Source organism: Mesopusillimonas faecipullorum (genome assembly GCF_020539505.1).
Taxonomy (GTDB): Bacteria; Pseudomonadota; Gammaproteobacteria; order Burkholderiales; family Burkholderiaceae_B; genus Mesopusillimonas; species Mesopusillimonas faecipullorum.
In genome coordinates this window covers 299,445-325,299 of sequence record NZ_JACDXW010000002.1, presented here as the reverse complement: position 1 = coordinate 325,299, position 25,855 = coordinate 299,445, and the positions used below count along the sequence as shown (strand labels likewise).

At 57.1% G+C, this 25,855-nt stretch carries 27 protein-coding genes; 10 read left to right on the top strand and 17 right to left on the bottom strand.

Annotated features, from left to right (window positions below):
* The first annotated feature begins 40 nt into the window (after window positions 1–40).
* On the top strand, window positions 41–811 hold the full coding sequence (locus tag H0484_RS04905; RefSeq protein WP_226953330.1) for a TatD family hydrolase: 771 nt from the start codon (window positions 41–43) through the stop codon (window positions 809–811).
* A gap of 144 nt (window positions 812–955) precedes the next feature.
* Window positions 956–1,819, top strand: coding sequence for an ankyrin repeat domain-containing protein (locus H0484_RS04900; RefSeq protein ID WP_226953329.1), 864 nt, complete (start codon window positions 956–958; stop codon window positions 1,817–1,819).
* 45 nt (window positions 1,820–1,864) lie between these two features.
* On the opposite strand, the gene H0484_RS04895 is transcribed toward H0484_RS04900, so the two are convergent.
* From H0484_RS04895 to H0484_RS04885, 3 genes are read right to left on the bottom strand one after another with little or no spacing between them, the layout of a single operon-like run.
* Complete coding sequence (locus H0484_RS04895; RefSeq protein ID WP_226953328.1) at window positions 1,865–2,668, bottom strand: RsiV family protein; 804 nt, start codon at window positions 2,666–2,668, stop codon at window positions 1,865–1,867.
* Window positions 2,669–2,682: 14 nt separating this feature from the next.
* On the bottom strand, window positions 2,683–3,384 hold the full coding sequence (locus tag H0484_RS04890) for a glutathione binding-like protein (RefSeq protein WP_226953327.1): 702 nt from the start codon (window positions 3,382–3,384) through the stop codon (window positions 2,683–2,685).
* Window positions 3,385–3,408: 24 nt separating this feature from the next.
* Window positions 3,409–3,900, bottom strand: a complete 492-nt coding sequence (locus H0484_RS04885) for a glutathione peroxidase (RefSeq protein ID WP_226953713.1) — start codon at window positions 3,898–3,900, stop codon at window positions 3,409–3,411.
* A gap of 136 nt (window positions 3,901–4,036) precedes the next feature.
* On the opposite strand from H0484_RS04885, the gene arsC reads away from it, so the two are divergent.
* Entirely contained in the window at window positions 4,037–4,381 is a 345-nt protein-coding gene (gene arsC, locus H0484_RS04880; RefSeq protein WP_226953326.1) for an arsenate reductase (glutaredoxin), read from the top strand.
* Between the two features lie 19 nt (window positions 4,382–4,400).
* On the opposite strand, the gene H0484_RS04875 is transcribed toward arsC, so the two are convergent.
* Window positions 4,401–5,345 carry a PPK2 family polyphosphate kinase gene (locus tag H0484_RS04875; protein ID WP_226953325.1) on the bottom strand — a complete coding sequence of 315 codons (945 nt, stop codon included), beginning with the start codon at window positions 5,343–5,345 and terminating at the stop codon, window positions 4,401–4,403.
* Window positions 5,346–5,410: 65 nt separating this feature from the next.
* Here H0484_RS04875 and H0484_RS04870 point away from each other — a divergent pair, with 65 nt between their 5' ends.
* Window positions 5,411–7,705 (top strand): heavy metal translocating P-type ATPase, encoded by a 2,295-nt coding sequence (locus H0484_RS04870; RefSeq protein ID WP_226953324.1) that lies wholly within the window; start codon window positions 5,411–5,413, stop codon window positions 7,703–7,705.
* On the opposite strand, the gene H0484_RS04865 is transcribed toward H0484_RS04870, so the two are convergent.
* Window positions 7,675–8,724 (bottom strand): YeiH family protein, encoded by a 1,050-nt coding sequence (locus H0484_RS04865; protein ID WP_226953323.1) that lies wholly within the window; start codon window positions 8,722–8,724, stop codon window positions 7,675–7,677. The two genes, H0484_RS04870 and H0484_RS04865, sit on opposite strands and share 31 nt — an antisense overlap.
* 116 nt (window positions 8,725–8,840) lie before the next feature.
* Between H0484_RS04865 and H0484_RS04860 the strand changes: the two genes are divergently transcribed.
* The gene (locus tag H0484_RS04860; protein WP_226953322.1) at window positions 8,841–9,737 is read left to right on the top strand and encodes a LysR substrate-binding domain-containing protein; all 897 of its coding nucleotides are present in this window, start codon (window positions 8,841–8,843) and stop codon (window positions 9,735–9,737) included.
* Between the two features lie 29 nt (window positions 9,738–9,766).
* On the opposite strand, the gene H0484_RS04855 is transcribed toward H0484_RS04860, so the two are convergent.
* Window positions 9,767–10,270 (bottom strand): DUF2165 family protein, encoded by a 504-nt coding sequence (locus H0484_RS04855; protein WP_226953321.1) that lies wholly within the window; start codon window positions 10,268–10,270, stop codon window positions 9,767–9,769.
* Between the two features lie 144 nt (window positions 10,271–10,414).
* Between H0484_RS04855 and H0484_RS04850 the strand changes: the two genes are divergently transcribed.
* The 4 genes from H0484_RS04850 (at window position 10,415) to H0484_RS04835 (ending at window position 13,950) form a co-directional block, all read left to right on the top strand.
* The gene (locus H0484_RS04850; protein ID WP_226953320.1) at window positions 10,415–11,284 is read left to right on the top strand and encodes a pirin family protein; all 870 of its coding nucleotides are present in this window, start codon (window positions 10,415–10,417) and stop codon (window positions 11,282–11,284) included.
* 390 nt (window positions 11,285–11,674) lie between these two features.
* Window positions 11,675–12,853 (top strand): ABC transporter substrate-binding protein, encoded by a 1,179-nt coding sequence (locus H0484_RS04845; RefSeq protein WP_226953319.1) that lies wholly within the window; start codon window positions 11,675–11,677, stop codon window positions 12,851–12,853.
* A gap of 212 nt (window positions 12,854–13,065) precedes the next feature.
* Window positions 13,066–13,515 (top strand): azurin, encoded by a 450-nt coding sequence (azu, locus tag H0484_RS04840; RefSeq protein WP_226953318.1) that lies wholly within the window; start codon window positions 13,066–13,068, stop codon window positions 13,513–13,515.
* 9 nt (window positions 13,516–13,524) lie between these two features.
* Window positions 13,525–13,950 carry a universal stress protein gene (locus H0484_RS04835; protein WP_226953317.1) on the top strand — a complete coding sequence of 142 codons (426 nt, stop codon included), beginning with the start codon at window positions 13,525–13,527 and terminating at the stop codon, window positions 13,948–13,950.
* 60 nt (window positions 13,951–14,010) lie between these two features.
* Here H0484_RS04835 and H0484_RS04830 read toward each other — a convergent pair whose 3' ends face one another.
* The 6 genes from H0484_RS04830 to H0484_RS04805 all read right to left on the bottom strand — a co-directional run bounded on the left by H0484_RS04830 (window position 14,011) and on the right by H0484_RS04805 (window position 19,927).
* On the bottom strand, window positions 14,011–15,186 hold the full coding sequence (locus H0484_RS04830) for a PQQ-dependent sugar dehydrogenase (RefSeq protein ID WP_226953316.1): 1,176 nt from the start codon (window positions 15,184–15,186) through the stop codon (window positions 14,011–14,013).
* Between the two features lie 4 nt (window positions 15,187–15,190).
* Entirely contained in the window at window positions 15,191–16,051 is an 861-nt protein-coding gene (locus H0484_RS04825) for a slipin family protein (RefSeq protein WP_226953315.1), read from the bottom strand.
* Between the two features lie 58 nt (window positions 16,052–16,109).
* Window positions 16,110–16,604 (bottom strand): NfeD family protein, encoded by a 495-nt coding sequence (locus H0484_RS04820; RefSeq protein WP_226953314.1) that lies wholly within the window; start codon window positions 16,602–16,604, stop codon window positions 16,110–16,112.
* Between the two features lies 1 nt (window position 16,605).
* A complete protein-coding gene (gene fumC / locus H0484_RS04815; RefSeq protein ID WP_226953313.1) occupies window positions 16,606–18,000 on the bottom strand; it encodes a class II fumarate hydratase in 1,395 nt (464 codons plus the stop codon).
* A 113-nt stretch (window positions 18,001–18,113) separates the two neighbouring features.
* Window positions 18,114–19,142 carry a type I glyceraldehyde-3-phosphate dehydrogenase gene (locus H0484_RS04810; protein ID WP_226953312.1) on the bottom strand — a complete coding sequence of 343 codons (1,029 nt, stop codon included), beginning with the start codon at window positions 19,140–19,142 and terminating at the stop codon, window positions 18,114–18,116.
* 14 nt (window positions 19,143–19,156) lie between these two features.
* Window positions 19,157–19,927, bottom strand: coding sequence for an SDR family oxidoreductase (locus H0484_RS04805; protein WP_226953311.1), 771 nt, complete (start codon window positions 19,925–19,927; stop codon window positions 19,157–19,159).
* Window positions 19,928–20,067: 140 nt separating this feature from the next.
* Between H0484_RS04805 and H0484_RS04800 the strand changes: the two genes are divergently transcribed.
* Window positions 20,068–20,676, top strand: a complete 609-nt coding sequence (locus H0484_RS04800; RefSeq protein WP_226953310.1) for a glutathione S-transferase family protein — start codon at window positions 20,068–20,070, stop codon at window positions 20,674–20,676.
* A gap of 50 nt (window positions 20,677–20,726) precedes the next feature.
* Here H0484_RS04800 and H0484_RS04795 read toward each other — a convergent pair whose 3' ends face one another.
* The 5 genes from H0484_RS04795 to recG all read right to left on the bottom strand — a co-directional run bounded on the left by H0484_RS04795 (window position 20,727) and on the right by recG (window position 25,838).
* Window positions 20,727–21,308 carry a VUT family protein gene (locus H0484_RS04795; RefSeq protein WP_390624811.1) on the bottom strand — a complete coding sequence of 194 codons (582 nt, stop codon included), beginning with the start codon at window positions 21,306–21,308 and terminating at the stop codon, window positions 20,727–20,729.
* Between the two features lie 11 nt (window positions 21,309–21,319).
* Window positions 21,320–22,156, bottom strand: a complete 837-nt coding sequence (gene proC, locus H0484_RS04790; protein WP_226953309.1) for a pyrroline-5-carboxylate reductase — start codon at window positions 22,154–22,156, stop codon at window positions 21,320–21,322.
* An 8-nt stretch (window positions 22,157–22,164) separates the two neighbouring features.
* The gene (locus tag H0484_RS04785; RefSeq protein WP_226953308.1) at window positions 22,165–22,677 is read right to left on the bottom strand and encodes a Dps family protein; all 513 of its coding nucleotides are present in this window, start codon (window positions 22,675–22,677) and stop codon (window positions 22,165–22,167) included.
* A 109-nt stretch (window positions 22,678–22,786) separates the two neighbouring features.
* Window positions 22,787–23,731, bottom strand: coding sequence for a LysR substrate-binding domain-containing protein (locus tag H0484_RS04780; protein ID WP_226953307.1), 945 nt, complete (start codon window positions 23,729–23,731; stop codon window positions 22,787–22,789).
* Window positions 23,732–23,774: 43 nt separating this feature from the next.
* Window positions 23,775–25,838 carry an ATP-dependent DNA helicase RecG gene (gene recG, locus H0484_RS04775; protein WP_226953306.1) on the bottom strand — a complete coding sequence of 688 codons (2,064 nt, stop codon included), beginning with the start codon at window positions 25,836–25,838 and terminating at the stop codon, window positions 23,775–23,777.
* Between the last annotated feature and the right edge of the window lie 17 nt (window positions 25,839–25,855).

Sequence of the window (25,855 nt, the reverse complement as noted above, 5' to 3'; positions counted from 1 at the left end):
GGGCTAAGGCCACAGACAGTATCGAATTCTGGAAACACCCATGTTTATAGACTCTCATTGCCATCTCGACTTTGCCGATTTGTCCAGCCAACTACCCGAGGTGCTGGCGCGCATGGAAAGCCAACGCGTCACCCATGCGCTGGTAGTCAGCGTCAATCTGCCTGCCTGGCCGGCTTTGCTGCAACTGGTCGAGACTCAGGAACATTTGTTTGCTTCCGTGGGGGTGCACCCCGATTACGAAGACGTACAAGAACCTACGGTAGAAGACTTGGTGTCGCGTGCGCAGCACCCCAAAGTGATTGCCATAGGTGAAACCGGCCTGGATTACTACCGTTTGACAGAACCCTTGGAGTGGCAGCGCGAACGTTTTCGCGTGCACATTCGTGCGGCTCGCCAAGCCGGGCTACCCTTGATTATTCATACCCGTGCGGCCAGCGAAGACACGCTGCGCATCATGCGCGAAGAGGGCGCTGACGAGTGTGGCGGGGTGATGCACTGTTTTACCGAGGATTGGGACGTCGCCCAAGCTGCCATGGACATGAATTTTTATATTTCATTGTCTGGCATCGTGACCTTCAAAAGCGCCAAGGTGGTGCACGACGTCGCGCAGCGCATGCCCTTGGAGCGCCTGCTGATAGAAACGGACGCCCCTTTTCTGGCGCCCGTACCTTTTCGCGGTAAATTGAACGACCCCTCGTTGGTGTCTTATACGGCTCAACATATTGCCGACTTGAAAGGGCTTAAGGTAGAGGAAATTGCGGCGGCCACTCGCGCGAATTTCTTTAAACTATTCGCCAAAGCCAAGCCTTAAGGCCAGTGAAACACTTCTTATAATTTACATTGATATTATTCATTAAGCTCATGATTTAAATTGAATAATTTTTTTTAAACTTAATGTAGATTATTTAGAGTGAATTATAGGTTTGGTATATAACCATTTGATTATATTGAAAATATGCAAAATTCTATAGGTTTTCGCCGCTTCGCGACCTGGCTTTTGCTGCTAGGCCTCAGTCTTAGTTTGATGGGTGCAGCCTCTGCCCCAAAAGATTGGTGGATTGCCTTGACGAATGACCACGCCTCTGACGTGCGGGAAGGCCTGCGGCGCGGCGTAGACCCTAATGCCGTCACGGCCGAAGGCATGCCGGCCATCATGCAAGCCGTACGGGAAGACTCCTGGAAAAGTTTTGATCTGTTGCTGGCCCATCGCAAAATCGATGTCAATGTGACCAATAAAATAGACGAAACCCCACTGATGTATGTGGCGGTGGTAGGCCAAACGCAGCGGGCTGCGCAGCTGATTGCCAAGGGTGCGCAAGTGAATCGTCTGGGTTGGACGCCTTTGCATTACGCGGCTTCTACCGGGCAAATTGACACGATGAGAATGTTGCTTAAACATCAGGCCATCGTCAATGCGCCCGGGCCCGACGGCACGACACCCCTCATGATGGCGGCTTACGGGGGCAGTGAAGAAGCCATCCGCGTACTGTTGGCGGCGGGTGCCGACATTACTGCGCGCAATCTGGAAAGCCGTTCGGCGGTGGATTGGGCCAAGGTGCGCAAGCACGATGCTTTGGCTGCCAAGCTGCAAGACCTTACCAAACGAGAATTAGACAAACGTGCGGCCTTGCGCAGGCAAGTCGAAGGCGAATCAGCGCTTCCTGCAACCACGCCTGCCCAGGCCGTGGCAGCCCCTGTGCCGGCGCAGCCCAACCCCGCCGAGTCCAAGCCAGCCCAAACCGAAGGCGAGCCGCCTCAAGGCAATTCCTCTTACTTTGACCTTCAACGCTTCGAACGCGAAGACGGCGACACCTGGTAGAGCGTCGCCGTCTTCAGCGCTTGCCGCGAAGCATGCCCCACAATACTACTGGGGCAGGTATTCGGGCTTAAGCACGCCTTGCAAGGCGCTGTAGGGAATCAGCAGCTCGGGCTGGCCCGAAGAATAGGGCGCAATGGCATAAGCATCGTATTTAACAACCAGGCCGGTGTCGGTGAGCGCAAAATTGTCGGTCAGCTGAAACGGCCACAGGCGTTTGAACTGTTGCATATCCAGTTGGGCGTCTGGCTGCTGGCTTTGCCACGCCGCGTGCGCCTGCCTTAGGGCTGCTTCATAAGCGCCGGCTTGACCCGGCAGCAAGATGTCTTTCAGGGTAATCAGTTGATCAGTGCGATTATCCCAATTGATGAAGCGTGTGGCCGGAATACCGTGGGCGGCTCCGGTAATGTATTGCCAGGTGTTCAGCTCGATAACCGTCAGGCCTTGGCTGCGATAGCGCGCCTTGGCAGCCAGCACGGCAGAATCTTTAGGCGCAGCCGTACGCCAGAAATAAGCCTCGAACCCCGCAAGGTTGGTGTAATCGGGCGGCGGGTCTTGCCAAAGCGTCGTCATCTGCGCCAGACCCTCGTCTACCCACTGGGTCAACTTGGGGTTGCCCGGAAACACCAAGGAATCCAGCGTGATGGTGGGGCATTGCCCTTCGCAGCCCGGCGCCTTGCGCTCCCATTTTCGGGGTTGTGTGAAAACACCGTCTTTACTGCTTTCTTGGGCAATTTGTCCGGCGGGGATCAGGGAAACATGATCTTTAGGCCCGCTGGCGCACGCAGCCAGCAGCGTAGCAAGCATAAGCCCGCCTAGCGGACGTAAAGCGTAATGAAATGAGAGTGTCATGGTGCTTTGGTGCTTTAGCGTACGGTCGCGGCATTTTGCCCGAACAGTATCTTGCGGGCTTCTTCGTCATGCACAGTGGGTTGCGTATTGATTTCTTGGGCGCGCGCATAGGCGCGTTGGGTGGCCGGGCGCTGGGCTATGGCTTGAAACCAGCGCTTCAAATGGGGGAAGTCGTCTAGATTCTGCTGCTGGCGCTCGTGCGGCACTATCCAAGGGTAGGAAGCCATGTCGGCAATGGAGTAGTGCTCGCCAGCCACGAACTCACGATCGGCTAGCTGCTTGTTCAGCACGCCGTATAAACGACCGGTTTCCCCCACATAGCGTTGGATGGCGTAGGGCAGTTTTTCGGTGGCATAGGTAGCAAAATGATGATTTTGGCCCGCCATGGGCCCAAGCCCACCCATTTGCCAGAACAGCCATTGCAGAGTTTCGTGGCGTTCACGAAGGCCCTGCGGTAAAAACTGGCCGGTTTTTTCGGCTAAATACAAAAGAATGGCGCCCGACTCAAACAGGGCCAACGGGCCTTCGCCTTCGGCGGCTTGGTGGTCGACCATGGCCGGAATCCGGTTATTAGGCGCAATCTTGAGAAAATCGGGTTCGAACTGCTGGCCTTTGGCGATATTGACGGGGATCAGCTTGTAGGGCAAGCCGGTTTCCTCAAGAAACATCGTAACCTTATGGCCGTTGGGTGTCGTCCAATAGTAAAGATCTATCATGGTGTCGGTTGGCAAAAGTAAGCGTCAGGCGCTCGCTTGCAAAGCGGCCAGAATGGGCTTGCGCAGGGCGTCGGGCGTAGTGGTAGGGGCAAAGCGGTCTATCACCTGGCCATCACGGCCTATCAGAAACTTGGTGAAATTCCACTTGATGGCTTCGGTGTCTAGAATGCCGGGCTTTTGTTCTTTGAGCCAGGCATAGACGGGATGGGTCTTGGGGCCGTTAACGTCGATTTTTTCGAACAAGGGGAAGCTCACCTTGTATGTGGTAGCGCAAAAGGCCAGGATCTCTACGGCATTGCCGGGTTCTTGGTGACCAAACTGGTTGCAAGGAAAACCCAATATGACAAAACCTTGGTCTTTGTACTCTTGGTAGAGCGCTTCCAGGCCTTCGTACTGGGAAGTGAAGCCGCATTTAGAGGCCACATTGACGACCAACGCGACCTGATTGCGGAAAGAAGAGAAATCTACAGATTCGCCGGTAATGGCGCGTGCCTGCAAAGAATGGAAGTCGGACATCTGGAACACAGCCCTTGTAAAGAGTTGGCCGAAAGGCAGGCTTACCAAGACTGTACTGTAGCAGCGCGGCTAGGGCAGGGCAAACCCCGCATCTTTACCGTAGAATGCGGAGCAGTTTGTTCAAACGGGCCTTGCCATGATCACGATTTATCACAACCCCCGCTGCAGCACTTCGCGTAACACCTTGCAGATGATTCGCGACAGCGGTGTCGAACCGAATATTGTCGAATATCTGAAAACACCGCTGAACGAGCAAGCGCTTGAAAGCCTGATAGGCTCGGCCGGCCTGACAGTACGTGAGGCCATGCGTGCAAAAGAGGCGATCTACACCGAGCTTAAGCTTGGCGACGAGACGCTAAGCGATGAGCAGTTGCTGCAAGCCATAGCGGCCCACCCCATTTTGCTGAATCGGCCTTTTGTCACCACACCTAAAGGCACGCGGCTGTGCCGTCCGATAGACGTGGTGAACGACATCCTTTAAAACGCAGGCACGGCGCGGCTCAGTCGGTATTCTTGCCGTTTTTGCCGTTCTTGCCTTTTTCCTTGTCCTTGGGCTTGTCTCCCAGCGCCTTGCGCCAAACCTGAGACTGCACTTCGAAATCCAGGGCCGGCTTGGGGTAGTTTAGGCTCATGCTGTCCAGGGTTTCCTGCAGAATCTGGGCGACGATAAGGCGCATGTTTTCTTTGTCATCAGCGGGAATCACGTACCACGGCGAGTTTTCGGTGTGCGTGGCGCCCAGACAATCTTGGTAGGCCTGCATGTAGTCGTCCCAGTGCCCGCGCTCGGCCACATCTGAAGGGTCGAATTTCCAGTGTTTGGTGGGGTCGTCCAGGCGGGCGATCAGGCGTTTGCGCTGCTCTTCGGGCGACACATTCAGGAAGAACTTCACCACGCGCGTGTTGTTGCGTGTTAAGTGGCCTTCGAAATCGACAATAGAAGCATAACGCTCGCGCCACAGCGCGCTCAGATCGTTCATGCGGTGCCCCATGCCCGCGCCTTCCAAGAACTCGGGGTGTACGCGCACCACCAGCACGTCTTCGTAGTAAGAGCGATTAAAGACGGCCATCATGCCGCGGCTGGGCAGGTGCCGCTGCGCTTTCCAGAGGAAATCGTGGCTCAGGTCGCGCTCACTGGGCGCTCGAAATGAGGTCACGTCGCAACCTTGCGGGTTGATGCCCGTTAACGTGGCTTTGATGGTGCTATCCTTGCCCGCGGCATCCATGGCCTGAAACACCAGTAGCAATGCCTGTTGGCTGCCGGCAAACAGCATTTCCTGGCGATTGCTTAGACGTTCGCCATAGGCGGCCAGCTGTTCTTCGTAATCACGCTTGTTCTTGTAGAAAAGCTCTGTCGAGCTTGGCCACTGGGCGATGTTGCCCCGGTCTACGTGGGGTAAAAGGTAGTTGCTACCGATGATGCCAGGGGTGGAGTTCGTCTTTGCCATGTCGGGAAGCTTTAAGATATCTTATTAGCGCTTGTTGGTTGCCGTGTATACGGCAGGAGATTTTCATGCATTCTACCCTTAGCCCCAATTCACAGAGCGAAGCATCGCACGTCAGCCTGCTGGTATCGGGCATGAGTTGTGCCTCGTGCGTGGGTAGAGTAGAGCGGGCCTTGGTCGGGTTGCCGGGGGTTGCCCAGGCCAACGTCAATCTTGCCACGGGCAAAGTCGATGTGCGTTTCGAAGGAACCGCAGACGCCGCTGCGGCCTTGGCAGCTGTCAAGAAGGTCGGTTACGAAGCCATACTGGACGAGCGCGAGGCGCAAGACCGCTTGGCCAAGCAGCAACAAGCCGAGCAGGCCCAGTTGCAACAGTCGCTGATCATTTCACTGATACTGGCCTTGCCGGTATTCATACTCGAAATGGGCAGCCATATGATTCCGGCCATGCACCATTGGGTGATGGCCAATATCGGCATGCAAACCAGCTGGCTGATTCAGTTTGTCTTGACCACGCTGGTACTGGTGGGCCCGGGGCGGCGCTTTTTTACTTTGGGTATTCCAGCCTTGTTGCGCGGGGCGCCGGATATGAATTCTTTGGTGGCAGTTGGCGCGGGCGCAGCCTATCTGTACTCGCTGGTAGCCACTTTTGCGCCGACATGGTTGCCGCCGGGCACGGTGCATGTGTATTACGAAGCGGCGGCTGTCATCTGCACGCTGATCCTGCTGGGGCGCTTTCTGGAGTCCCGGGCCAGAGGCCGTACCTCAGACGCCATCCGCCGTCTGATCACGCTGCAGCCCCGTACCGCCCATGTGCAGCGTGATGGGGCCATCAGCGATATTCCTATCGAAGAGGTCAAAACCGGCGACATCTTGCAGGTGCGTCCGGGCGAAAGCATACCCGTAGATGGCTTGGTGATCAGTGGCGACAGCTTCGTGGATGAATCCATGATCAGCGGCGAGCCTGTGCCCGTGCAAAAGCAAGAGGGTGCCGAACTGGTGGGCGGCACCTTGAATCAAACGGGTGCGCTGATGATGCAGGCCCAAAGCGTGGGTGAAGAAACCGTGTTGGCGCAGATCATTCAAATGGTCGAGCGCGCCCAGACCTCCAAGCTGCCCATACAAGCACTGGTGGATAAGATCACCTTATGGTTCGTGCCCGCCGTCATGCTGGCTGCTGTGATCACTTGCGGGGTCTGGTTGTTATGGGGCCCCGAGCCTGCACTGACATTCGCCTTGGTGAATGCCGTGGCGGTGTTGATTATTGCCTGCCCATGCGCCATGGGCTTGGCCACGCCCACCTCCATCATGGTGGGCACAGGCCGCGCGGCGCAGATGGGCATTTTTTTCCGTAAGGGTGAAAGCCTGCAGCGCTTGGCCGATGCCCGCGTCGTGGCGGTGGATAAAACCGGCACGCTCACCAAAGGCCGGCCTGAACTGACCGATCTGATCCTGGCGGCAGGGTTCGAGCGTTTCCAGGTATTGGCGGCTGTCGCCGGGGTCGAGGCGCATTCCGAGCATCCTATTGCCCAGGCTATCGTGCGGGCCTCACAAGAGGCGAACGGTCGCGAGGCGACGCCCGCCCAAGCCTTTCAGTCAGTCACGGGTTTTGGCGTAACCGGCCAGGTAGACGGCGTGGACGTCAAGGTTGGCGCCGACCGCTATATGCGTAAGCTGGGTTTGGATGTCTCGGTGTTCGAGGCGGAAGTGGCACGACTGGGCGACGAGGGCAAAACCCCTTTGTTTGCCGCCCTGGATGGCCGACTGGCAGCCATGATCGCGGTGGCCGACCCGCTTAAGCCGACTACGCGTCAAGCCATAGACAGCCTGCACCAACAGGGCTTCAAAGTGGTCATGATCACGGGGGACAACCGTCGTACCGGCGAAGCGATTGCGCGCAAACTGGGCATAGACGAAGTGGTGGCTGAAGTGCTGCCCGACGGCAAAGTCGAAGCGGTACGTAAATTGCGTGACACCCACGGGCTGATTGCCTATGTGGGTGACGGTATCAACGATGCACCGGCCTTGGCCGAAGCCGACGTGGGCATTGCCATCGGTACGGGTACCGATGTGGCCATGGAAGCTGCCGACGTCGTGTTGATGTCCGGCGATTTGCTGGGTGTGCCCGATGCCATAGGGGTGTCGCGTGCGACCTTGCGTAATATTCGCCAGAACCTGTTCTGGGCTTTTGCCTACAACACGGCCCTGATTCCCGTAGCGGCAGGGGTGTTGTACCCCTTTAACGGCGTGTTGCTTTCGCCCATTTTTGCGGCTGGCGCCATGGCCTTATCCAGCGTATTCGTACTGAGTAATGCCCTGCGTCTGCGCGCCTATCAGGCCACCCACCATCGCGTCAGCACATAGCCCACACCCAGCAACATCAAGGCGGTCATAGCGGCCAGCAACAAGGGGCGCCAACCGGCACGCAGCACGTCGCGTAGGCGCGTGCTAAGGCCCAGCGCTGTCATGGCCATGGCCAGCAAAAAAGCGTCAAGCTTGAGAATGCCGGCTACCGCCGGCTCGGGTAGCCAAGCCAGGGAGTTGACCCCGGCCATGGCTACGAAGCCCAGGGCAAACCAAGGGATGACCAAACGCTTGGCGTCTTGCGAAGCCGCCGCGCTGTCAGGACGACGCAGCAGATAGGCCGAAAGCAAAAGCAAGAAGGGGGCCAACAACAGCACTCGCAGCATTTTTTCGATGACTGCGGCATGCAAAGCGGCCTGGCCCACGGCAGCCCCTGCTACCACCACTTGCGCTACCTCGTGTATGGTGGCCCCGGCATAGCGGCCATAGGCCACTTCAGAGAGGCCCAGATAAGGGTAAAGGGCAGGGTAGACAAACATGGCCAGGGTGCCGAACAACACCACCGTAGCCACCGCGACCGCGACCTGATCGCTGCGCCCCTTTACCACCGGTTCTGTCGCCAACACAGCTGCTGCACCGCAAATGGCACTGCCTGCTCCGATCAGAATACAGGTGTCGCGTTCCATACCCAGATAACGCGTGCCCACATAGACGGTGACCAGAAAAGCCATAGACAGCATGGTGACTGCCAGCGCCAAGCCGCCGACACCCACCGCAAGCAGTTCGAACCACGTCAGGTGAAAGCCGAACAAAATAATGCCCAGACGCAGGCAGCGCCCTTTGGCAAACTGAATACCGGCGTCGACCAAGCGCAAGGGCGCAGGTGCCAGATTGCCGATGATCATGCCCAGCACAATGGCAAGCGGTAATACCGAGATACCCGCTTTTTGCATGGCGCTTTGCTGTGCCAGTATGCCTGCCAGCCAGGCCAGCAAAACGCATAATAAAACGCCGTAAACCCAGCCTACACTGTGGCGTAGGGGTTGGGCAGAGGTATCGGCAAGGGAAGGAGCGGACATGACAGCGGTGCATCTTTACAAATCAGACGCTCTTAGCATATTATTTTTCGTTATATAAGTAAAATATCTATTTTTCAACAATTAATGAATTAAGCTCATACCTTGGGTGTGCTGCCATGTCACTGAATCTTCATCTGGCCCGCATGTTTCACGCCGTTGCCAGTCAAGGCGGTTTCTCACGAGCGGCGGAATTGCTGTGCGTCAGCCAGTCTGCGGTTTCCAAAGGCGTTAAAGAACTAGAACTGCAATTGGGCCTGGCTTTGGTAGACAGAGCCGGACGTGGCACTTCGCGCGCCGGCATCCACCTCACCGAAGCCGGGCAAGCCATGTTCGAGCACCTGAAAGAAATCTTCGCACTCGAGCATGCGGCACTTGAAGACGTGCATGCCCGCACGGGGCTCAGGCAAGGCACGCTGGTCATAGGCGCCAGCACCACGGTAGCCGGCTACTGGCTGCCACCTTTGCTGGCGGTTTACCGCGATCAACATCCCGATATCGAGCTCAAAGTGGTGGTGGGTAACACCCAGTTCATCAGCGAAGGCCTGCTCGATTGCCACATGGATCTGGCTTTGGTTGAGGGTGTCGTCGACGAAGCCGGTATCGTGGCAACCGTTTGGCAAGAAGAGGCGCTGGCGGTGGTCAGCGCAGCGGGCTGGCCGGCATTGGCGCAGGCGGGGCGGCCTACGCTGCAACAATTGGGCGCAGAGCCCTGGTTGGTGCGCGAGGCGGGTTCGGGCACCGGCGAAGTGGCGCAGCGCCTGCTGCGTGCTTGCGGTGTTACGCCAAGCCGAACCTTGGAAATCGGTAGCAATGAAGGGATAGCCAGGGCGGTGGCCCAAGGGCTGGGCCTGGCCCTTTTGCCTGCCTGCATGGTGCAAGACCTTATCGCCTTGAAACGGCTTGCGCAGGTGCAAATGCCGCTACAGCTGAGCCGCCCGCTATATCGCTTACGCCGCGCCAAGCGGCCTTTATCGCCGGCAGCTCAAGCCTTCTCCAGCTTGCTGGATGCTTGAGCAGGGGGCAAACGGATAGAGCAGGGCGCTTAGTCCTGAAGGTCTTCGTCGCGCTGCGTCAGGTAAAGCAAGACCACGCCAATGGTAATAAAAAAGCGAAAAGCATCAGGCACGCCATTCCATTCCTTGGACATCCACATGCCGAACCATTCGCCACCGACGGACATGAAGCCCACCTGCCATACCAAAAAGCCTAGCGTCAGCCCGGCAATACCCATAGTTTTGGCACGGTTGAAATCACGACCACTGCTGGTTTTGACACGGCACAGCAGGCGCGCGGCGCCTATCCAGCATAAAATGGCGGTCAGGGCTTCCAGCGCAATAATAAATATGTAGCCCGCATGGTGAATAAAAGGAGACTCAATGGAGCGGTACTTAATGCTTGCATCCGGAAAGATCGTATCCATCAGAAATACGTGCTGCACGAATGCAAAGTTAGAGCCGTAATCGGTGATGTTGCCGAAAGCAACCAGGCTGGCAAACAAGGCGATGGCCGCCAGCAACAAAATCTTCGAGTAACGTACAGCAAGCATAATGGCCTCCGGGCGCTAAGGTAAACGCGCAGGCTTTAGCCTTTCATGCCGGCATCAGTCATGCGTCTGGATAGCAACTATAACTGGGCTGCACCAAGAAGTGCAGCCCTGAAATCGCTTCAAACTGACAAAAGGAAGCCCTTCATGCTGGATATCGTCATTGAAACGCGCTCCCACGATTTGGGTGGCGGCTTCGAGGTGGGCAGGGTGTTGCCGTTTCGTCAGCGCCGCATGGTAGGCCCATTCGTGTTTTTTGATCGCATGGGCCCACACGATCTACATGCTCCGGTGCCCGAACAATTCGATGTGCTCCCGCATCCGCACATAGGCTTGGCTACCGTCACTTATTTATTCCAGGGCGAAATGACCCACCGCGACAGCCTGGGGGTCGAGCAAATCATACGGCCAGGCGCTTTGAACTGGATGATGGCGGGTTCCGGCATCAGCCATTCCGAGCGATTTGACGGCATGCGCCCCAAAGGCGGTGTCATCGATGGCATTCAGGCCTGGGTGGCCTTACCTGAATCCCACGAAGAAGCCGCGCCTACGTTCAATCATTACCCACCCGACGCCTTGCCCATCATCGACGAAGCAGGGTGGCAAGGCAGGTTGATCGCGGGCAGCGCCTACGGCCAAAGCAGTCCGTCTCCGGTGTATTCGCCCTTGTTCTACTTGCATGTGCAGGCGGGAGCCGGCGCCCAGGTGCCGCTGCCCGATACACACCCTGAACGGGCCGCTTACGTGGCTTCGGGGCGGGTGGAATACCAGGGCCAAACCTATCAGCCAGGGCAAATGTTGGTGTTTGCCCCGCAAGCCACAGGCGCCATACGCGTTGTTGAAAACACCCAGATGATGTTGTTGGGTGGCGAACCCGTGGGGCCCAGGCATATCTGGTGGAATTTCGTGTCTTCCAGCAAAGAGCGCATAGAACAAGCCAAGGCCGACTGGCAGGCGGGCCGTTTTCAGTTGCCGCCACATGATAAAGACAAGGTGATTCCTTTGCCGTCGGTTTGAATCAAGCGGACTTGCCGGCAAATCAAGCGCTGCAGGCTCGGCATAAAACCTTGTTAGCCTGAGAAAGCTGCGGGCCTTGTAGACAGCGCAGGCTGCGAAACAGAAATGGACGTCTGAAGGCGTCCTTATTCTTTAGTCATAAAACACGCATAATGTATATTATGTCAACTAATACTTAGATAGGTGAACTAGGGTAAACATGACTGTGCGTAACAAACGTACATGCGTAATATGACATCCTGCTTCGCCTTTGTTGTGGCAAACAGTTGCCCAAGCAATCAGAAGCCCCTATTTTTTGACATTATTTGCCGTCAAGCCCATTCACGGCGCGGCCATAAAGCAATATCATTCGTCATCTAAAACATTCCTATAACCCGCCCTGGAGGCAACATGAACATCAAAACGAAATTGTTGGTATCGGTAATAGCAGGCGCAATGGGCGGCCTGTTCTCTGGCGCTGCTTTGGCAGACATCAACGTCGGCATCTCGCTCTCGGCCACCGGCCCCGCAGCCGCCCTGGGCATTCCCCAGCGCAATACCATTCCTTTGCTGCCCACAGAAATCGCCGGGCAAAAGGTCAACTACATCATCCTAGACGACGCTACCGATTCCACTGCCGCCGGCCGCAATGCTCGCAAAATGGTTGATGAAAGCAAGGTCGATATCCTGATCGGCTCGTCGGCCACGCCTACCGGCGCTGCCATTGCAGAAATCGCCAACGAGTCTCAAACCCCGCAAATTACGCTGGCGCCAGTCGAGTTGCAGGGCGAGAAAAACGTCTGGGTGTTCCGTTCTCCCCAGCACTACGACGTCATGGCAGAAGGCCTGATCAACCACATGAAGGCCAATAACGTTAAGTCTTTGGGCCTTATTGGTTACGCCGACGCCTATGGCGAAAGCTGGGTCAATGCCATGCGCAAAGCCGCCGAAAAAGCCGGTATCGAATTCAAGAACATCGAGCGCTTCAACCGCAACGACACCAGCGTTACCGCTCAGGCCATCAAGCTGGTCAGCGCCAACCCCGACGCCATCTTGGTTGCCGCTTCGGGCACACCCTCGGTGTTGCCTCAGGTTACCCTGCAAGACCGCGGTTACAAGGGGCGCATTTACCAAACCCACGGTACCGCCACTAAAGAATTCATCCGTGTAGGCGGTAAGGCAGTTGAAGGCACGGTCATGCCAGTAGGCCCTGTTATGGTGGCTAACCAGTTGCCTGAAACCCACCCTTCCAAGGCTCCTGCACTTGAGTACATCAAGTTGTACGAGGACAAATACGGCCCTGGTTCGCTCTCGCCCTTTGGTGCTCACCTGTACGACGCCGTCATTCTCGTAGAAAGTGCCGTGCCCGAGGCGCTTAAAGCCGGCCAGCCCGGCACGCCAGAGTTCCGTAAAGGCCTGCGTGACGCCCTCGAGGCCTCGCAAGGTGTGGCCGTTACGCACGGCGTCTTCAACATGACCCCCGAAAACCACTTCGGTCTTGACGACCACCGCTCGCGCGTCATGATCAGCATCGAAGACGGCGATTGGAAACTGATCGACGAAAACGCAGCCTACACGCCCAAGCGTTAGTTCGTGTCCGGCACAAGGCTGTGTCGTTAAGCACAGCCTTGTTTAAGCCTGCTCACGCCCCGCATAGTGAAGCCTGCTTCGCGATGTCGGGGCGTTTTTACATTGATTAATGCCATGACTTGGCCTACATGGCTGCGTCCAAAGGGGTAGAATGAATATATCGATTGCGGCCACGCGCCGCCGATGTCTTTTTATTCTCAGGAGATTCACATATGTTTGCCAAGTTTGCTGCAACCGCCCTGCTTTGCACCGCTGCCCTTCCTGTCATGGCCGCTGAATGTGACGTTACCATCGAAGGCAACGACGCCATGCAGTTCAACCTGAAAGAGATCGTTGTCGATAAAAGCTGCAAAGAATTCACCGTCAACCTCAAGCACACCGGCAAACTCAAGGTGGCGCAAATGGGCCATAACTGGGTGCTTACCAAAGCTTCCGACACTGACGCCGTAGCCAAAGAAGGCATGGCAGCCGGCCCCGCCAACGGTTACCTTAAAGCCAACGACGAACGCGTAGTGGCTCATACCGACATGATAGGTGGTGGTGAAACCTCTAGCGTCACGTTCGACGTCAGCAAACTGGCCGACGGCGAAGACTACGCCTACTTTTGCTCCTTCCCCGGCCACTGGGCCATCATGAAGGGCGTGCTCAAGGTCTCTAGCTAAAAGAACCACATGAACCGTATTCTCGTTCCCATAGACGGCTCTGCCTCGTCGGCCAACGCCCTGGCCACCAGTCTTGTTTGGGCCAAAGGCATGGCCGGTGTGCAGCTGCATGTGTTAACCGTGCAGCAGCCTATTGCCTCGGGCAACGTCAAGCGTTTCATTTCAGCCGACACACTGAATCAGTACTACGAAGAAGAAGCCTTGAAGGTGCTTGAGCCTGTGCGCGAGCAACTGGCAGGCAGCGGCATCGACGTACAGTTTCAGTGGCGGGTCGGCTCGATTGCCGACACCATTGTCGACTACGCAAAAGAAGCCGACTGCGAGCACATCGTCATGGGCACGCGCGGCATGGGCGGTTTTTCCAATCTTTTGCTGGGCTCTATTGCAACCAAGGTACTTAGCCTGACTCACGTTCCGGTAACGCTGGTCAAATAAGCCTTGGGTGGCATAGCTTGTGCCAGGCCCGCCTAGCAATTTTGCAGGCGGGCCTTTTCTTTATGGGCCTGGGCTGACTTTAATCAATTGGCCATTGCGGGCGTCGGTTAGCACATAGACATAGCCATCAGGCCCCACGCGCACGTCGCGTATGCGCGCATCAAGGTCTTGCAGCAGGCGCTCTTCCGCAACGATGTTTTGGCCGTCTTTATCCAGCTGCAGGCGCAGCAAGGCTTTTTCTTTAAGGGCGCCAATAAACAGCGAAGACTGCCACTGAGCAAAGCGCGGGTGATTATAGAAATCCATACCGCTGATGGCTGGGGATACCGGCCAATAATAAAGCGGAGCCTCGGTATCGGGCACCTGCTGGCCTTGGGCTTCAGGTATGGCCAAACCCGAATAATTCAGCCCGTAGGTAGCCAAAGGCCAACCATAGTTGGCGCCGGCTTGCAGGACGTTGATTTCGTCGCCGCCCCGTGGGCCGTGCTCGTGAGTCCAGACTTGTTGGGTCCAGGGGTTTATGGCCATACCTTGCGGGTTGCGATGCCCATACGACCAGATTTCGGCTCGTGCGCCGGCCTGATCCTGAAAGGGATTGCCGGGCGCGGGGCTGCCGTCGGGCTTCAAACGCACGACTTTGCCCTGTAAACCCTGTAAATCTTGAGCGGTGGGACGCTGGTTGTTTTCGCCTAGCGTCACGAACAGCAGGCCCTCATCGTCGAACACCAGGCGTGAACCAAAGTGGGCGCCGCTGGAAAGCTTGGGTATTTGCTGGAAGATGGTTTGCACGTCTTCCAGACGCTGATTGTCTTCAGACAAACGTGCCAAGGCAATTTCAGTACCCGCCGGTGCCTGAGTGGGATTGCGTGCTTCGCCTCGTGAATAACTGAAATAAACAAGGCGATTCTGCGCAAAATCAGGGTGCGCCACGATATCGAGCAAACCGCCCTGCCCTTGTGCAAACAGCTCGGGCAGGCCGCGTATGGGCTTGGATAGACCTGAGTCGGCAGACCAATGACGCAAACGCCCCGGGCGCTCGGTAATCAATACGCTGCCATCCGGTAAAAAGGCCATTGCCCACGGGTGTTCAAGATCTTGGGCCAACACTTGAGTGTTGGCCGCTGCCGTGGCGGCTTGGGCCGGCGCCGCTGTTTGAGCGTGGCCGACCAAGGGCGCCATCACTGCAAGAAACGTTGTCAATATCAGGCGGTTCAGTGTGTGCGTGCGCCCTGCCATACTTTCAGCCTCGTTCGTCGGTGGGCGCAGAAGGCTCATCCGACTTGCTGCCGTTGTCGCTTAAAGTGTGCCAAGCCTGCTGCAGTTGCTCGACCATTTGTTCGCCCTGGCGTTTTTCGACAAAGGCAGACAACAAATCGATAGGTACCGGGAAAACAATGGTAGAGGTTTTATCGCTGGACACTTGCGTTAGAGTTTGCAGGTAACGCAGTTGCATGGCCGAAGGCTGTGCCGAGAGCTTCTCGGCGGCTTCGGCCAATGCATGGGCGGCCTGGCGTTCACCATCGGCATGAATGACCTTGGCGCGCCGTTCGCGTTCGGCTTCGGCTTGCTGGGCAATGGCGCGAACCATGGTTTCGTTCAAGTCTATGTGCTTGATTTCAACGTTGGTGACCTTGATGCCCCAGGCTTCGGTTTGGGTATCCAGTATGGCTTGAATGTCGTGATTCAGCTTTTCTCGCTCGGAAAGCATGTCGTCCAGGTCGTGCTTGCCCAGTACGGCACGCAAGGTGGTCTGAGCCAATTGGCTGGTGGCGTCCAGGTAGCGCTCGACCTGAATAATGGCTTTTTCAGGCGAAACCACACGGAAATACAAGACCGCACTGACTTTGACCGAGACGTTATCGCGTGAAATGACGTCTTGGCTGGGAACGTCCATGGTGACCACACGCAGATCTACCCTGACGATCTGTTGCAGGCCGGGAATCACTATGACCAGGCCCGGCCCTTTGACGCTGGTAAAACGGCCCAAGGTAAAAATGACGGCGCGCTCGTACTCGCGTAAAACCTTGAAGATCTTGAAGATCAAGATGAGAATAACCGCTACCAGGATGATGAAGCCGAATTCGAAATCGAAGTAAAACATGCTGGGTCTGGCTCCTGAGAGGTGAAACTGGGAAGGAATGCCGTAACTGGCGCCGCTGTCAGGCGCCGATGGATGACGTCAGGCGTTCAACGTGCAAGGTAAGGCCTTCTATGCTGCTGACCCGTACTGAATCGCCGGGCTTAAGGGGGTGCTTGCTGGAGACCAGCCACATTTCACCCTGCACACGGGCGTAAATGGCGCCGGGTTCGACGGAGATGACTTCACCACGTTGACCCTTGAGGCCCTCTTTGCCGCTGACGACGCGCTTGCGTTGCGAACGTATCGCCAAAATGACCAGTGCGACAACGATGATGACGCCGGTCAGTGAAGCCAGCGCCAAATAGGAAGGATTGATGACCAAACCAGGGATGTCGGCCTTCATGAGCAGAATGCCGCCCACCGTAAAAGCAATGACGCCCGTAGCACCAATGGCGCCAAAGCTGGGTAGCGCCGCTTCGACAAACAGCAAGAACAAGCCCGCCATGACCAAGGCCATGGCGGCCCAGTGCATAGGCATCAAAGAGGCGCTGTCGAAAACGGCGGGGTCTATCATCTTAGTTGTGCGTCATGGCCTGAGGGTCTATCCAGGCGTCGTATTGCTCGTTGCTAAGGTAGCCCAAAGCCAACGCGGCTTCGCGCAAGGTGCTTTGCTCGGCCTGCGCCTTTTTGGCGATGGCCGCAGCTTTATCGTAACCGATATGGCGGTTCAGGGCGGTTACCAGCATCAGGTTGCGGTCTAGATTGCGCTGTATGACCGGCAGATTGGGCTCTATGCCCACGGCGCATTGGTCGTTGAAGGCCAGGCTGGCGTCTGCCAGCAAGGCTATGCTTTCCAGCACATTGTGCACCATAACCGGCTTGTAAACGTTAAGCTGGAAATTGCCCTGGGTGCCGGCAAAGGCCGTGGCGGCATCGTTGCCGAACACTTGTACGCACACCATGGTGAGGGCCTCGCACTGGGTGGGGTTAACCTTGCCCGGCATAATGGAAGAACCCGGCTCGTTGTCGGGGATAATGAGTTCGCCTATGCCGCAGCGTGGGCCGCTGGCCAACCAACGTACATCGTTGGCCATTTTCATGAGCCCGCCCGCTAATTGACGTAATGCGGCAGACAACTGCACCAAAGCGTCGTGCGCGGAAAGCGAGAAAAACTTGTTTTGGGCCGAGGCGAAAGGCAAGCCTGTGAGGTCGGCAATGCGTTGGGCGGCAGTTTGGCCGAACTGGGGATGGGCGTTCAGGCCGGTGCCCACAGCCGTACCGCCTATGGCCAGATCATAGATGCCCGGCAAGGCGGCACGCACCGCTTCCAGGGCAAAGTCTATCTGGGCCACCCATGCACCGATTTCTTGGCCCAGCGTAATAGGCGTGGCGTCTTGCAAGTGGGTACGACCGGTTTTTACGACATATTCGTAGGCTTGCGCCTTTTGTGCCAGGGTGTCGCGCAGCGTCGTCAAAGCCGGGAAAAACTTGCGGTGCAATTGCAGCGCCACCGCGATGTGCATGGCGGTAGGAAAGGTGTCGTTGGAAGATTGCCCCCGATTCACGTGGTCGTTGGGGTGCACCGGTTTTTTGCTGCCCAACTCACCGCCAGCCAAAGCGATGGCCCGGTTAGAAATGACCTCGTTAGCATTCATATTCGACTGCGTACCCGAACCGGTTTGAAACACCACCAAGGGGAACTCGTTGTTCCATTGCCCGGCGATGACTTCGTCAGCGGCTTGTACGATCAGATCGGCAACTTCAGCTGGCAATTCGCCCAACTGCCCGTTGGCCTGGGCCGCCGCTTTTTTCAGTATGCCCAAGGCTTCTATCATGGGCGGTTGCCATTTGAAGCGGTCGGTACCGATGGGAAAATTCTGTATGGAACGCTGCGTTTGCGCGCCCCAATAGTGTTCGGCGGGAACCTCGATGGCGCCCATGGAGTCAGTTTCGACACGAACTTCTGACATGACACGACCTCTTTGCTAGGAAACGATGGTAGGTAGACCCGCAGAGGCGGATCAATCGATAATGACTATCATTTCATAAACAGCAATGTGACGCAAACGGCCGCCCTGCTCTATTACCTTGCTTGAGCACGCCAATAGCGCGCCACATCGACCAAGCGGTTGGCAAACCCCCATTCGTTATCAAACCAAACCAGCACATTCAACAGATGCGGGCCGTTAATGCGCGTTTGGCTGGCGTCGAACACGGTAGAAAGCGAACAATGGTTGAAGTCTGCCGACGCCTGGGCGCAATCGGTATAACCGAATAGCTCGGGCGATTGCACACTGGCCTGCGCCATCATGGCATTGATACCTTCTTGGGTGACGGGCTGGCGAGTCTGTAGCATGACGTCTATGGAAGACACGTTAAGGGTAGGCACACGTATAGCCTTGGCCAACACCTTGCCCTGAAGCTCGGGCAGCAGACGCTCAACGCCGCGTGCCAAGCCGGTAGGCACAGGCACGAAGGACTGTATGGCCGAACGTGTATAGCGCAGATCGGCGCTATGGTAGCCGTCTAGCAAAGGTTGATCGTTCATGACCGAATGCAGCGTAGTCAAGAACACATGTTCGATGCCGGCGCTACGATGTATGCGTTCCAGCACGGGTACGACCGCATTGGTGGTACACGAGGCCGCCGAGACGATACGTGCGTCGGAGTGTAAATCTTGGTGATTGACGCCAAAGACCACAGTCGCGTCGACGTCAGCCGCGCTGCGCCCAGGGTTGGAGAGCAAGACCCGTCGGCAACCTGCGTGTAAAAAACGTTCAAGGTCGGCGCGGCCGGTGTATTGCCCCGAGCATTCCACCAAAATATCGATATCCAGTTCGCGCCAAGGCACGGCTTCGGGCTCGCGTTCGTGCCAAACGGCTATGGGTTTGCCGTCGACAATGAGATGGTGGTCGTCATGAGACACCGTACCCGGAAACGGCCCATGGGTAGAGTCGAAACGCGTCAGGTGGGCCAGCGCCGGCAAAGCTGCGGGTTCGTTGATGGCAACAATTTCAAACTCGGCCATACGGCCGGATTCGCGCAGGGCGCGCAAAAAGCACCGGCCTATACGACCATAGCCATTGATCGCCAAACGCAAGGGGGCAGACATAAACAACTTTACCTTCAGAATGTAATAGAGAAGCCGCCATCAACCACTAGTATGTGGCCGTTGACGTAACTGGCAGCCGGGCTGGCAAGATAAACCGCAGCACCGGCGATTTCTTGGGGCTCGCCCCAGCGCTGCATAGGGTTGCGCCCCAGAATCTGCGGGCCTTTTACCGGGTCGCGCGCCAAGGCTAAGTTGCTTTCAGTAGCAAAGGTGCCTGGGGCTATGCCGTTGCTGGTAATGCCGTAGGCACCGTATTCAACCGCCAATGCACGCACCAGACCGCTTAGGCCATGCTTGGCAACGGGATAAACCGCATCGCCAGGCCGCGCCACGCGGTCGGCAATAGAGGTAAGACTGACAATGCGCCCATAGCCCCCTTTTTGCACCATGCGTTGTGCGGCCAGCTTGGATAAATAAGTGGCCGATGCCAGGTTAACGTGCAGCATGGTGGTGATATCGCTAAGCGAGCTTTCCGCCAATGACTTGCGTATGCGTATGCCCACATTGTTGACCAGGATGTCGGGTGTGCCCACTTGCGTGCACAAGGCGTCGAAATCTTGTTGCAGGGTGTCTAGCTGCGAAACATCACGCACCCATGCGTGCGCCTTGAAGCCTTCTTGCTGCAACGCATGCACAGCCGCTTCGGTACGCGCAGTGTCGCGCCCGTTGATGATGACGGTGGCGCCCCCCGCACAGTAGGCACGGGCAATAGCCAAGCCTAAACCTTGCGAAGCGCCGGTCAGCAAAGCCAGGCGGCCTTGAAGCGAAAAATCAGGAAATGACATGACGGTTTTTATTTGTTGGGTAGGTGTGGGGCACGGACGATGAGGCCGTTTGTAAAACACCCCAAAAACCCTGGATGTAGTGTAATCTGGTTTGCGTTCTTAAATCCCCTTACACCTGTTTTCTAAATGGTGCGGTAAACATGAAGCTCTACAACTTGCCAGGCGCATGCCCCATGGTCACCCAGATCGTTCTTGAATGGATGGGTCTGGAATACGAACTCGAAAACGTAGCCCGCGAGGCGCTAAAGCAGCCTGCGTTTCTGGCCTTGAACCCAGCGGGCTCGGTGCCTGTGTTCACCGATGGCGATCTCGTGCTTACACAAAGCGTTGCCATCCTGGAATACCTGACCGACCTGCATCCCGAAGCCGGCTTGCACGGTAAAACCCCCGCCGAGCGTGCGCAAGTGCGCCGCTGGCTTTCGTTCTGCAATGCCGATCTGCACCGCACTTTCGCCATGCTTTTTGGCGTCGCCGCGTATAGCGAAGACCCAGCGATTCAGCAGGTATTAGTCAGCAAATCCGCTGAAAAACTCGTCTTCTTGTTTGGTTTGCTTGATCAGCAATTGCAAGGTCGCGACTATCTAAGCGGCACACGCTCTATCGCCGACCCTTATCTGTATGTATTGCTGCGCTGGGCTCAGGTCAAGCAAATCAATGTGTCTGAAATGGCCAATCTGCAGCGCTTTTTCAAGCAGATGGATAGCGATGAAGGCGTGCGTCGCGCTTTGACCAAGCAAGGTATGGCTTAAGCAATAAGGGGCGGCAAGCCCCGCTGCTTGAAAGGCCAAGCCGCACGAATTTAATCGCGCCCGTCGGGGGCTTTAGCTTGAGTTTGTGCAGGCTTGGCCAGATTCCACATCAGCGCCCTGAAGGGCGCCAACAAAAACAGATTCATCAGCAGTTTGATTCCCAGGTCGCCCAGCGCCAGGGTGAACCAAGGCATGTCGGTGCCGGCAAAAGCCACGCTAAAAAATAGAAACGTGTCCAAGATGGCGCCTGCCAAACCCGCAATCAGGGGTGCCCGCCACCATTGCTGGTTTCTTAAGCGGTCGAACACCTGAATATCAAGCAGCTGCGCGCATAAAAAGGCCAAACCCGAAGCCAAAGCGATGCGCGGTGTTGCCAGCCATACTGACACCACAACTGCCGCAACGAAACCAAAAGCGGCGACCCGGCGCGCAGCCCCTGGGCCGAAACGTCGATTGAGTAAGTCGGCCACCAAAAAGGCGACCGGATACGTGATGGCACCCCAGGTGAGCCAGTTATTGATGGGGTACTGCACCAAGATATTGGAGCCCACCACCACGGCGCACATGGCCATGACGCCTGCCGCAAACTGCACAGGCGTCATGGGAAGAAAATGCGCTTTATGCGCAGACATGCAAACGCGCCCTACTGCTGCGCGGAGTCTGCAGCCAGTTGGCCGGCACGCACGTAGGCAGCCTGCATGGCGGTACGCACGGTGTCGACCCAGCCTTGCTGTTCGAACACTTGTAGCGCCGCCGCAGTGGTGCCGCCTTTGGACGTTACCCGTTCACGTAAAGTGGCGGGGGTATCGGGCGACAAGGCAGCGAGTTCGGTGGCGCCGGACAAGGTTGCCAAAGCCAAGGTGCGCGCTTGTTGGGGAGACAGGCCCAACTGCGTACCGCCTTGAATCAGGGCTTCGATAAACAAAAACACATAGGCCGGGCCACTACCCGACAAGGCGGTAACGGCGTCTAGCTGGTCGTCGTTTTCGAACCAGACAAACTGGCCTACGGCCTTGAACAGCATTTCGGTAACAGCTTTGCCCTGTTCGTCGACAGCCGGCCCCGCCAGCAAGCCCGTGGCACCCGCGCCGATAAGGGCGGGCGTATTGGGCATGCAGCGCACCAGGCGCTGCCAGGGTTGTTCGGCAGTGCCCAGCCATTGACCCAGCGTGTGGCTGGTAATGCCTGCGGCGATGCTGATCACCAAGGTGTCGGGGCGCAGATAAGGCCGGCATTGCTGCGCGACCTCTTTCATGTGCTGGGGCTTGACCGCCAACACCCACACACGCTGGCTGGAAAGCTGCTCGTCGGGGTGGGTGTGGGTGGTGCAGCCTTGGTCTTGCCAAGACTGCAAAGTGGCCTTTTGGGTGTCTATCACGTGCACTTTGGAAGCTGCACAGCGTTTACCGATAAGGCCACTGGCCAAAGCATTGGCCATATTGCCGCCGCCTATGAAGGCCAGCGTAAGTTCCTGATTCATGTTGGGTATCAGGCCAGCAAGCTACGCAGCATCCAGGCGTTCTTTTCGTGGATGTCGAGGCGACGTGTGAGAAGGTCGACGGTAGGTGCGTCGTTGGCAGCTTCGCCACGCTTGAGCGCAGCACGAGCCGTTTTGGCGACGGCTTCGTTGCCCAGCACCAGCGTGTGGATCATTTCGGTGGCGTCGGGCACGTTCTCGGGCGTAGAGATGGAGGCCAGATCGGCGTACTGCTTGTAGCTACCAGGTGCGTAATGGCCCAAGGCACGGATACGTTCGGCGATTTCGTCGAGTGCGTTCCATTCTTCGGTGTACTGCGTCATGAACATTTGATGCAGTGTGTTGAACAAGGGGCCGGTCACGTTCCAGTGGAAGTTATGCGTGGTGAGGTACAAGGTATAGGAGTCGGCCAGCAATTTGGAGAGCTCGTGAGCAACGGCAGCACGGTCTTTTTCGGAAATGCCGATGTCGATACGGACTGCTTGATCCGATTTTTTAGGAAGGTTTTTGGACACTTTAGCCATGAAGATCTCCTGTTTTGAGATGAATGGATCACTGCTTAATACCTGAGGGTTAGCATACCACGGCGACCTAGGGAAACCGCGCAGTATTCAGCTTATTTCATAACTTGAATCAGGCGTTTTGCGTTTGCTCTTCAAGGTAAAGAACACCGGGCAAATCGGCCTTGTGTACCGCTTGCGTCAGCGCGTCGATGGCGCTGACGCGCGGAAAACTTTTGCGCCAAACCAGCACCACGCGCCGGTCGGGCACGGGTTTGCTGAAAGGCACGTAAACCAGCAAATCGTTCTTGGGGTCTTGCATGTGCAAGGCGCTGGCGGGCAGCACGGTTAAACCTATGCCGGCGGCCACCATATGGCGTATGGTTTCCAGCGACGAGCCTTCGAAGGTGCGCTGTATCCCTTCGCTGGAAGCCGAGAAACGCGATAGCTCGGGGCAGACCTCCAGCACCTGATCGCGGAAGCAGTGGCCCGCCCCTAGCAGCAGCATGGTTTCCTCTTTGAGCTCGGAGGCGCTGATGCTTTTACGGTTGGCCCAGGGGTGTGTTTTGGGCAAAGCCACAAAGAAAGGCTCGTCGTACAAGGGGCGCACCGCCAAACCGGTATCGGGCAAAGGCAGGGCCAGAATGGCGCAGTCAATTTCGCCTTGGCGCAGCAGCTCCAGCAAGCGTACAGTGAAGTTTTCTTGCAGCACCAAAGGCATTTGCGGAACCACCTCAATCTGTGCCGGCACCAAGCGCGGCAACAGATAAGGGCCTACCGTATGAATCACGCCCACGCGCAACGAACCCTCCAAGGGGTCGTGCCCCTGACGGGCGATTTCTTTCAGGTTGGTGGCTTCTTCCAGCACGCGCTGGGCCTGGGCCACGACTTTCAAGCCTATGGGTGTCACCCCTACTTCGGTACCGCCGCGCTCGAACAGCACGACACCCAGCTCGTCTTCCAGCTTGCGTATGGCAACCGACAAAGTGGGTTGGCTGACGAAACAGGCGTCGGCGGCACGGCCAAAATGCCGCTCACGCGCCACGGCTACGATGTACTTCAGCTCGGTCAGGGTCATGGTGTTTCCCTCGCGGGCCACTGAGGCCCTTTAAATTCAAACATCAGGAGCGCAGATAATCCTGGCGCCCCCGCATCCAACGGCGCAAATGACGTTGCGCCAGTTCAGGCTGTTGTTCCAGCCATTCCGCGGCCAGCGTGCGGGCTTGCTCGACCAAGCCGCCATCGGTTTCCAGATCGGCAAAGCGCAATAAAGCCTGACCCGACTGCCGCACCCCTAAAAACTCGCCAGGGCCGCGTTGTTCAAGGTCGCGCCTGGCGATTTCGAAACCATCGTTGGTTTCGTACATGGCGCGCAAACGCTGACGCGCCACCATGCTAAGCGGGGTTTGGTACATGAGTAAACAGACAGACTTGGCGCTGCCCCGCCCTACCCGACCACGCAACTGATGCAACTGCGCCAAGCCAAAACGTTCGGCATGTTCAATCAGCATCAGCGAAGCATTGGGCACGTCTACGCCCACCTCAATCACCGTCGTGGCTACCAGCAGGTGGATCTCGCCTTGTCTAAAGGCCTCCATCACAGCAGCTTTCTCGTCGGGTTTCAGACGTCCATGCACCAAACCTATGGAAAGATCGGGCATGGCTTGTGCCAGCAAGGCATGGGTGTCTACTGCGGTTTGCAACTGCAAGGCCTCACTTTCTTCGACCAAGGGGCACACCCAATAGGCTTGCCGCCCTTGGCGAATCTCGTCGCCCACATGGGCCAACACCTCGTCGCGCCTGTCCATGCTGATGAGTTTGGTCACTACGGGGCTGCGCCCAGGGGGCAGTTCGTCTAGCACCGAGACATCTAGGTCGGCAAAAAAAGTCATTGCCAGCGTGCGCGGAATGGGTGTGGCACTCATGCTGAGCTGGTGCGGCATGTAGCGCACAGCAGCCTCTGCTTCTTCACCCTTGCGGTTTAGCTCCAGCCTTTGGCCCACGCCAAAGCGGTGCTGCTCGTCTAGCACTACCAGCCCCAGCTTTTCAAATTGCACATGGGTTTGAATCAAGGCTTGCGTGCCCACCACCAGCCTGGCATTGCCGTTGGCGATGCTTTCCAGGGCTTCGCGGCGCTGGCGCGTACGCAAGCTACCCGTGAGCCAAGTGGTCTGTACCCCTAAAGGCCCCAGCCAATCGGCCAGCTTGCGAAAGTGCTGCTCGGCCAAAATCTCGGTGGGTGCCATCAGTGCCACTTGAAAGCCACTATCGATGGCTATGGCTGCGGCCATAGCAGCCACCACCGTTTTTCCGCTACCTACATCGCCTTGCAATAGTCTATGCATGGGATGAGCACGCAGCATGTCGGCGCGTATCTCGGCAACTGCACGCTGCTGCGCACCGGTTAGCGCAAAGGGAATGGCTTGTTCCAGTCGTTGAACCAAATCGCCGTCATGCCCATCCAGTGGCCAGGCTTTTTGGCTATGGCGCATGGCACGCGCCATGGCTAAAGACAGTTGCTGAGCCAGCAGCTCGTCGAACTTGATGCGGTGCCAAGCCGGGTGTGAATGGTCTTCAAAAGACGCCAGCGAAACATCGGGACTAGGATGATGCAAGCAGCGAATGGCCTGTTCAAAAGGGATCAGGTCAAAGCGCCTGCGCACCTCGTCGGGCAAGGTGTCGGAAAGATCCGCACGCGCCAACGCCTGGGTAATCAGGCGGCGTAAGCTGGGTTGCGCCAGCCCCGCCGTGGTCGGGTAAATAGGTGTCAGCGTGCTGGAAAGCATGCCGCTGGCCTGGTTCAGGCGCGGGTGCACCATTTCCAGGCCGTTGAAACCCAGGCGTGCTTCGCCCCAAATACGCAGTCGTCGTCCGACTTCCAGGGCTTTCTGCTGGCTGGGATAAAAATTCAGCCAGCGCAGCGCCAGTTCGCCGGAGTCGTCCGCCACCCTGGCTTGCAACTGCCTGCGGGGTCGAAACTGCACGTCGGCCTGCAAGACCTCGGCTTCGACCAAAGACGCCTGGCCCGGACGCAAACGCGCAATCGGCGTTACCTGCGTTTGGTCTTCGTAACGCAAAGGCAAGTGCACGATGAAATCTTGCTCGTGCTGTAGGCCGAGTCGCTGCAAGCGCTGTTGCAACGGCGTCAGTTTGTTGCGTGGGGCCGATTCAGCCTGAGAAGGCATGAGAAATATTGCCGCCG

What these genes read in the sequence shown, in the direction of transcription:
- recG (WP_226953306.1), bottom strand. Translation starts at nt 25,838, where the DNA reads ATGCCTTCTCAGGCTGAATCGGCCCCACGCAACAAACTGACGCCGTTG.
- H0484_RS04860 (WP_226953322.1), top strand. Translation starts at nt 8,841, where the DNA reads ATGTCACTGAATCTTCATCTGGCCCGCATGTTTCACGCCGTTGCCAGT.
- H0484_RS04895 (WP_226953328.1), bottom strand. Translation starts at nt 2,668, where the DNA reads ATGACACTCTCATTTCATTACGCTTTACGTCCGCTAGGCGGGCTTATG.
- azu (WP_226953318.1), top strand. Translation starts at nt 13,066, where the DNA reads ATGTTTGCCAAGTTTGCTGCAACCGCCCTGCTTTGCACCGCTGCCCTT.
- H0484_RS04850 (WP_226953320.1), top strand. Translation starts at nt 10,415, where the DNA reads ATGCTGGATATCGTCATTGAAACGCGCTCCCACGATTTGGGTGGCGGC.
- H0484_RS04830 (WP_226953316.1), bottom strand. Translation starts at nt 15,186, where the DNA reads ATGGCAGGGCGCACGCACACACTGAACCGCCTGATATTGACAACGTTT.
- H0484_RS04875 (WP_226953325.1), bottom strand. Translation starts at nt 5,345, where the DNA reads ATGGCAAAGACGAACTCCACCCCTGGCATCATCGGTAGCAACTACCTT.
- H0484_RS04885 (WP_226953713.1), bottom strand. Translation starts at nt 3,900, where the DNA reads ATGTCCGACTTCCATTCTTTGCAGGCACGCGCCATTACCGGCGAATCT.
- H0484_RS04795 (WP_390624811.1), bottom strand. Translation starts at nt 21,308, where the DNA reads ATGTCTGCGCATAAAGCGCATTTTCTTCCCATGACGCCTGTGCAGTTT.
- H0484_RS04805 (WP_226953311.1), bottom strand. Translation starts at nt 19,927, where the DNA reads ATGTCATTTCCTGATTTTTCGCTTCAAGGCCGCCTGGCTTTGCTGACC.
- H0484_RS04835 (WP_226953317.1), top strand. Translation starts at nt 13,525, where the DNA reads ATGAACCGTATTCTCGTTCCCATAGACGGCTCTGCCTCGTCGGCCAAC.
- H0484_RS04865 (WP_226953323.1), bottom strand. Translation starts at nt 8,724, where the DNA reads ATGTCCGCTCCTTCCCTTGCCGATACCTCTGCCCAACCCCTACGCCAC.
- H0484_RS04905 (WP_226953330.1), top strand. Translation starts at nt 41, where the DNA reads ATGTTTATAGACTCTCATTGCCATCTCGACTTTGCCGATTTGTCCAGC.
- H0484_RS04810 (WP_226953312.1), bottom strand. Translation starts at nt 19,142, where the DNA reads ATGTCTGCCCCCTTGCGTTTGGCGATCAATGGCTATGGTCGTATAGGC.
- H0484_RS04820 (WP_226953314.1), bottom strand. Translation starts at nt 16,604, where the DNA reads ATGATAGACCCCGCCGTTTTCGACAGCGCCTCTTTGATGCCTATGCAC.
- H0484_RS04800 (WP_226953310.1), top strand. Translation starts at nt 20,068, where the DNA reads ATGAAGCTCTACAACTTGCCAGGCGCATGCCCCATGGTCACCCAGATC.
- H0484_RS04900 (WP_226953329.1), top strand. Translation starts at nt 956, where the DNA reads ATGCAAAATTCTATAGGTTTTCGCCGCTTCGCGACCTGGCTTTTGCTG.
- H0484_RS04785 (WP_226953308.1), bottom strand. Translation starts at nt 22,677, where the DNA reads ATGGCTAAAGTGTCCAAAAACCTTCCTAAAAAATCGGATCAAGCAGTC.
- H0484_RS04890 (WP_226953327.1), bottom strand. Translation starts at nt 3,384, where the DNA reads ATGATAGATCTTTACTATTGGACGACACCCAACGGCCATAAGGTTACG.
- proC (WP_226953309.1), bottom strand. Translation starts at nt 22,156, where the DNA reads ATGAATCAGGAACTTACGCTGGCCTTCATAGGCGGCGGCAATATGGCC.
- H0484_RS04845 (WP_226953319.1), top strand. Translation starts at nt 11,675, where the DNA reads ATGAACATCAAAACGAAATTGTTGGTATCGGTAATAGCAGGCGCAATG.
- H0484_RS04825 (WP_226953315.1), bottom strand. Translation starts at nt 16,051, where the DNA reads ATGTTTTACTTCGATTTCGAATTCGGCTTCATCATCCTGGTAGCGGTT.
- H0484_RS04780 (WP_226953307.1), bottom strand. Translation starts at nt 23,731, where the DNA reads ATGACCCTGACCGAGCTGAAGTACATCGTAGCCGTGGCGCGTGAGCGG.
- H0484_RS04870 (WP_226953324.1), top strand. Translation starts at nt 5,411, where the DNA reads ATGCATTCTACCCTTAGCCCCAATTCACAGAGCGAAGCATCGCACGTC.
- arsC (WP_226953326.1), top strand. Translation starts at nt 4,037, where the DNA reads ATGATCACGATTTATCACAACCCCCGCTGCAGCACTTCGCGTAACACC.
- H0484_RS04855 (WP_226953321.1), bottom strand. Translation starts at nt 10,270, where the DNA reads ATGCTTGCTGTACGTTACTCGAAGATTTTGTTGCTGGCGGCCATCGCC.
- fumC (WP_226953313.1), bottom strand. Translation starts at nt 18,000, where the DNA reads ATGTCAGAAGTTCGTGTCGAAACTGACTCCATGGGCGCCATCGAGGTT.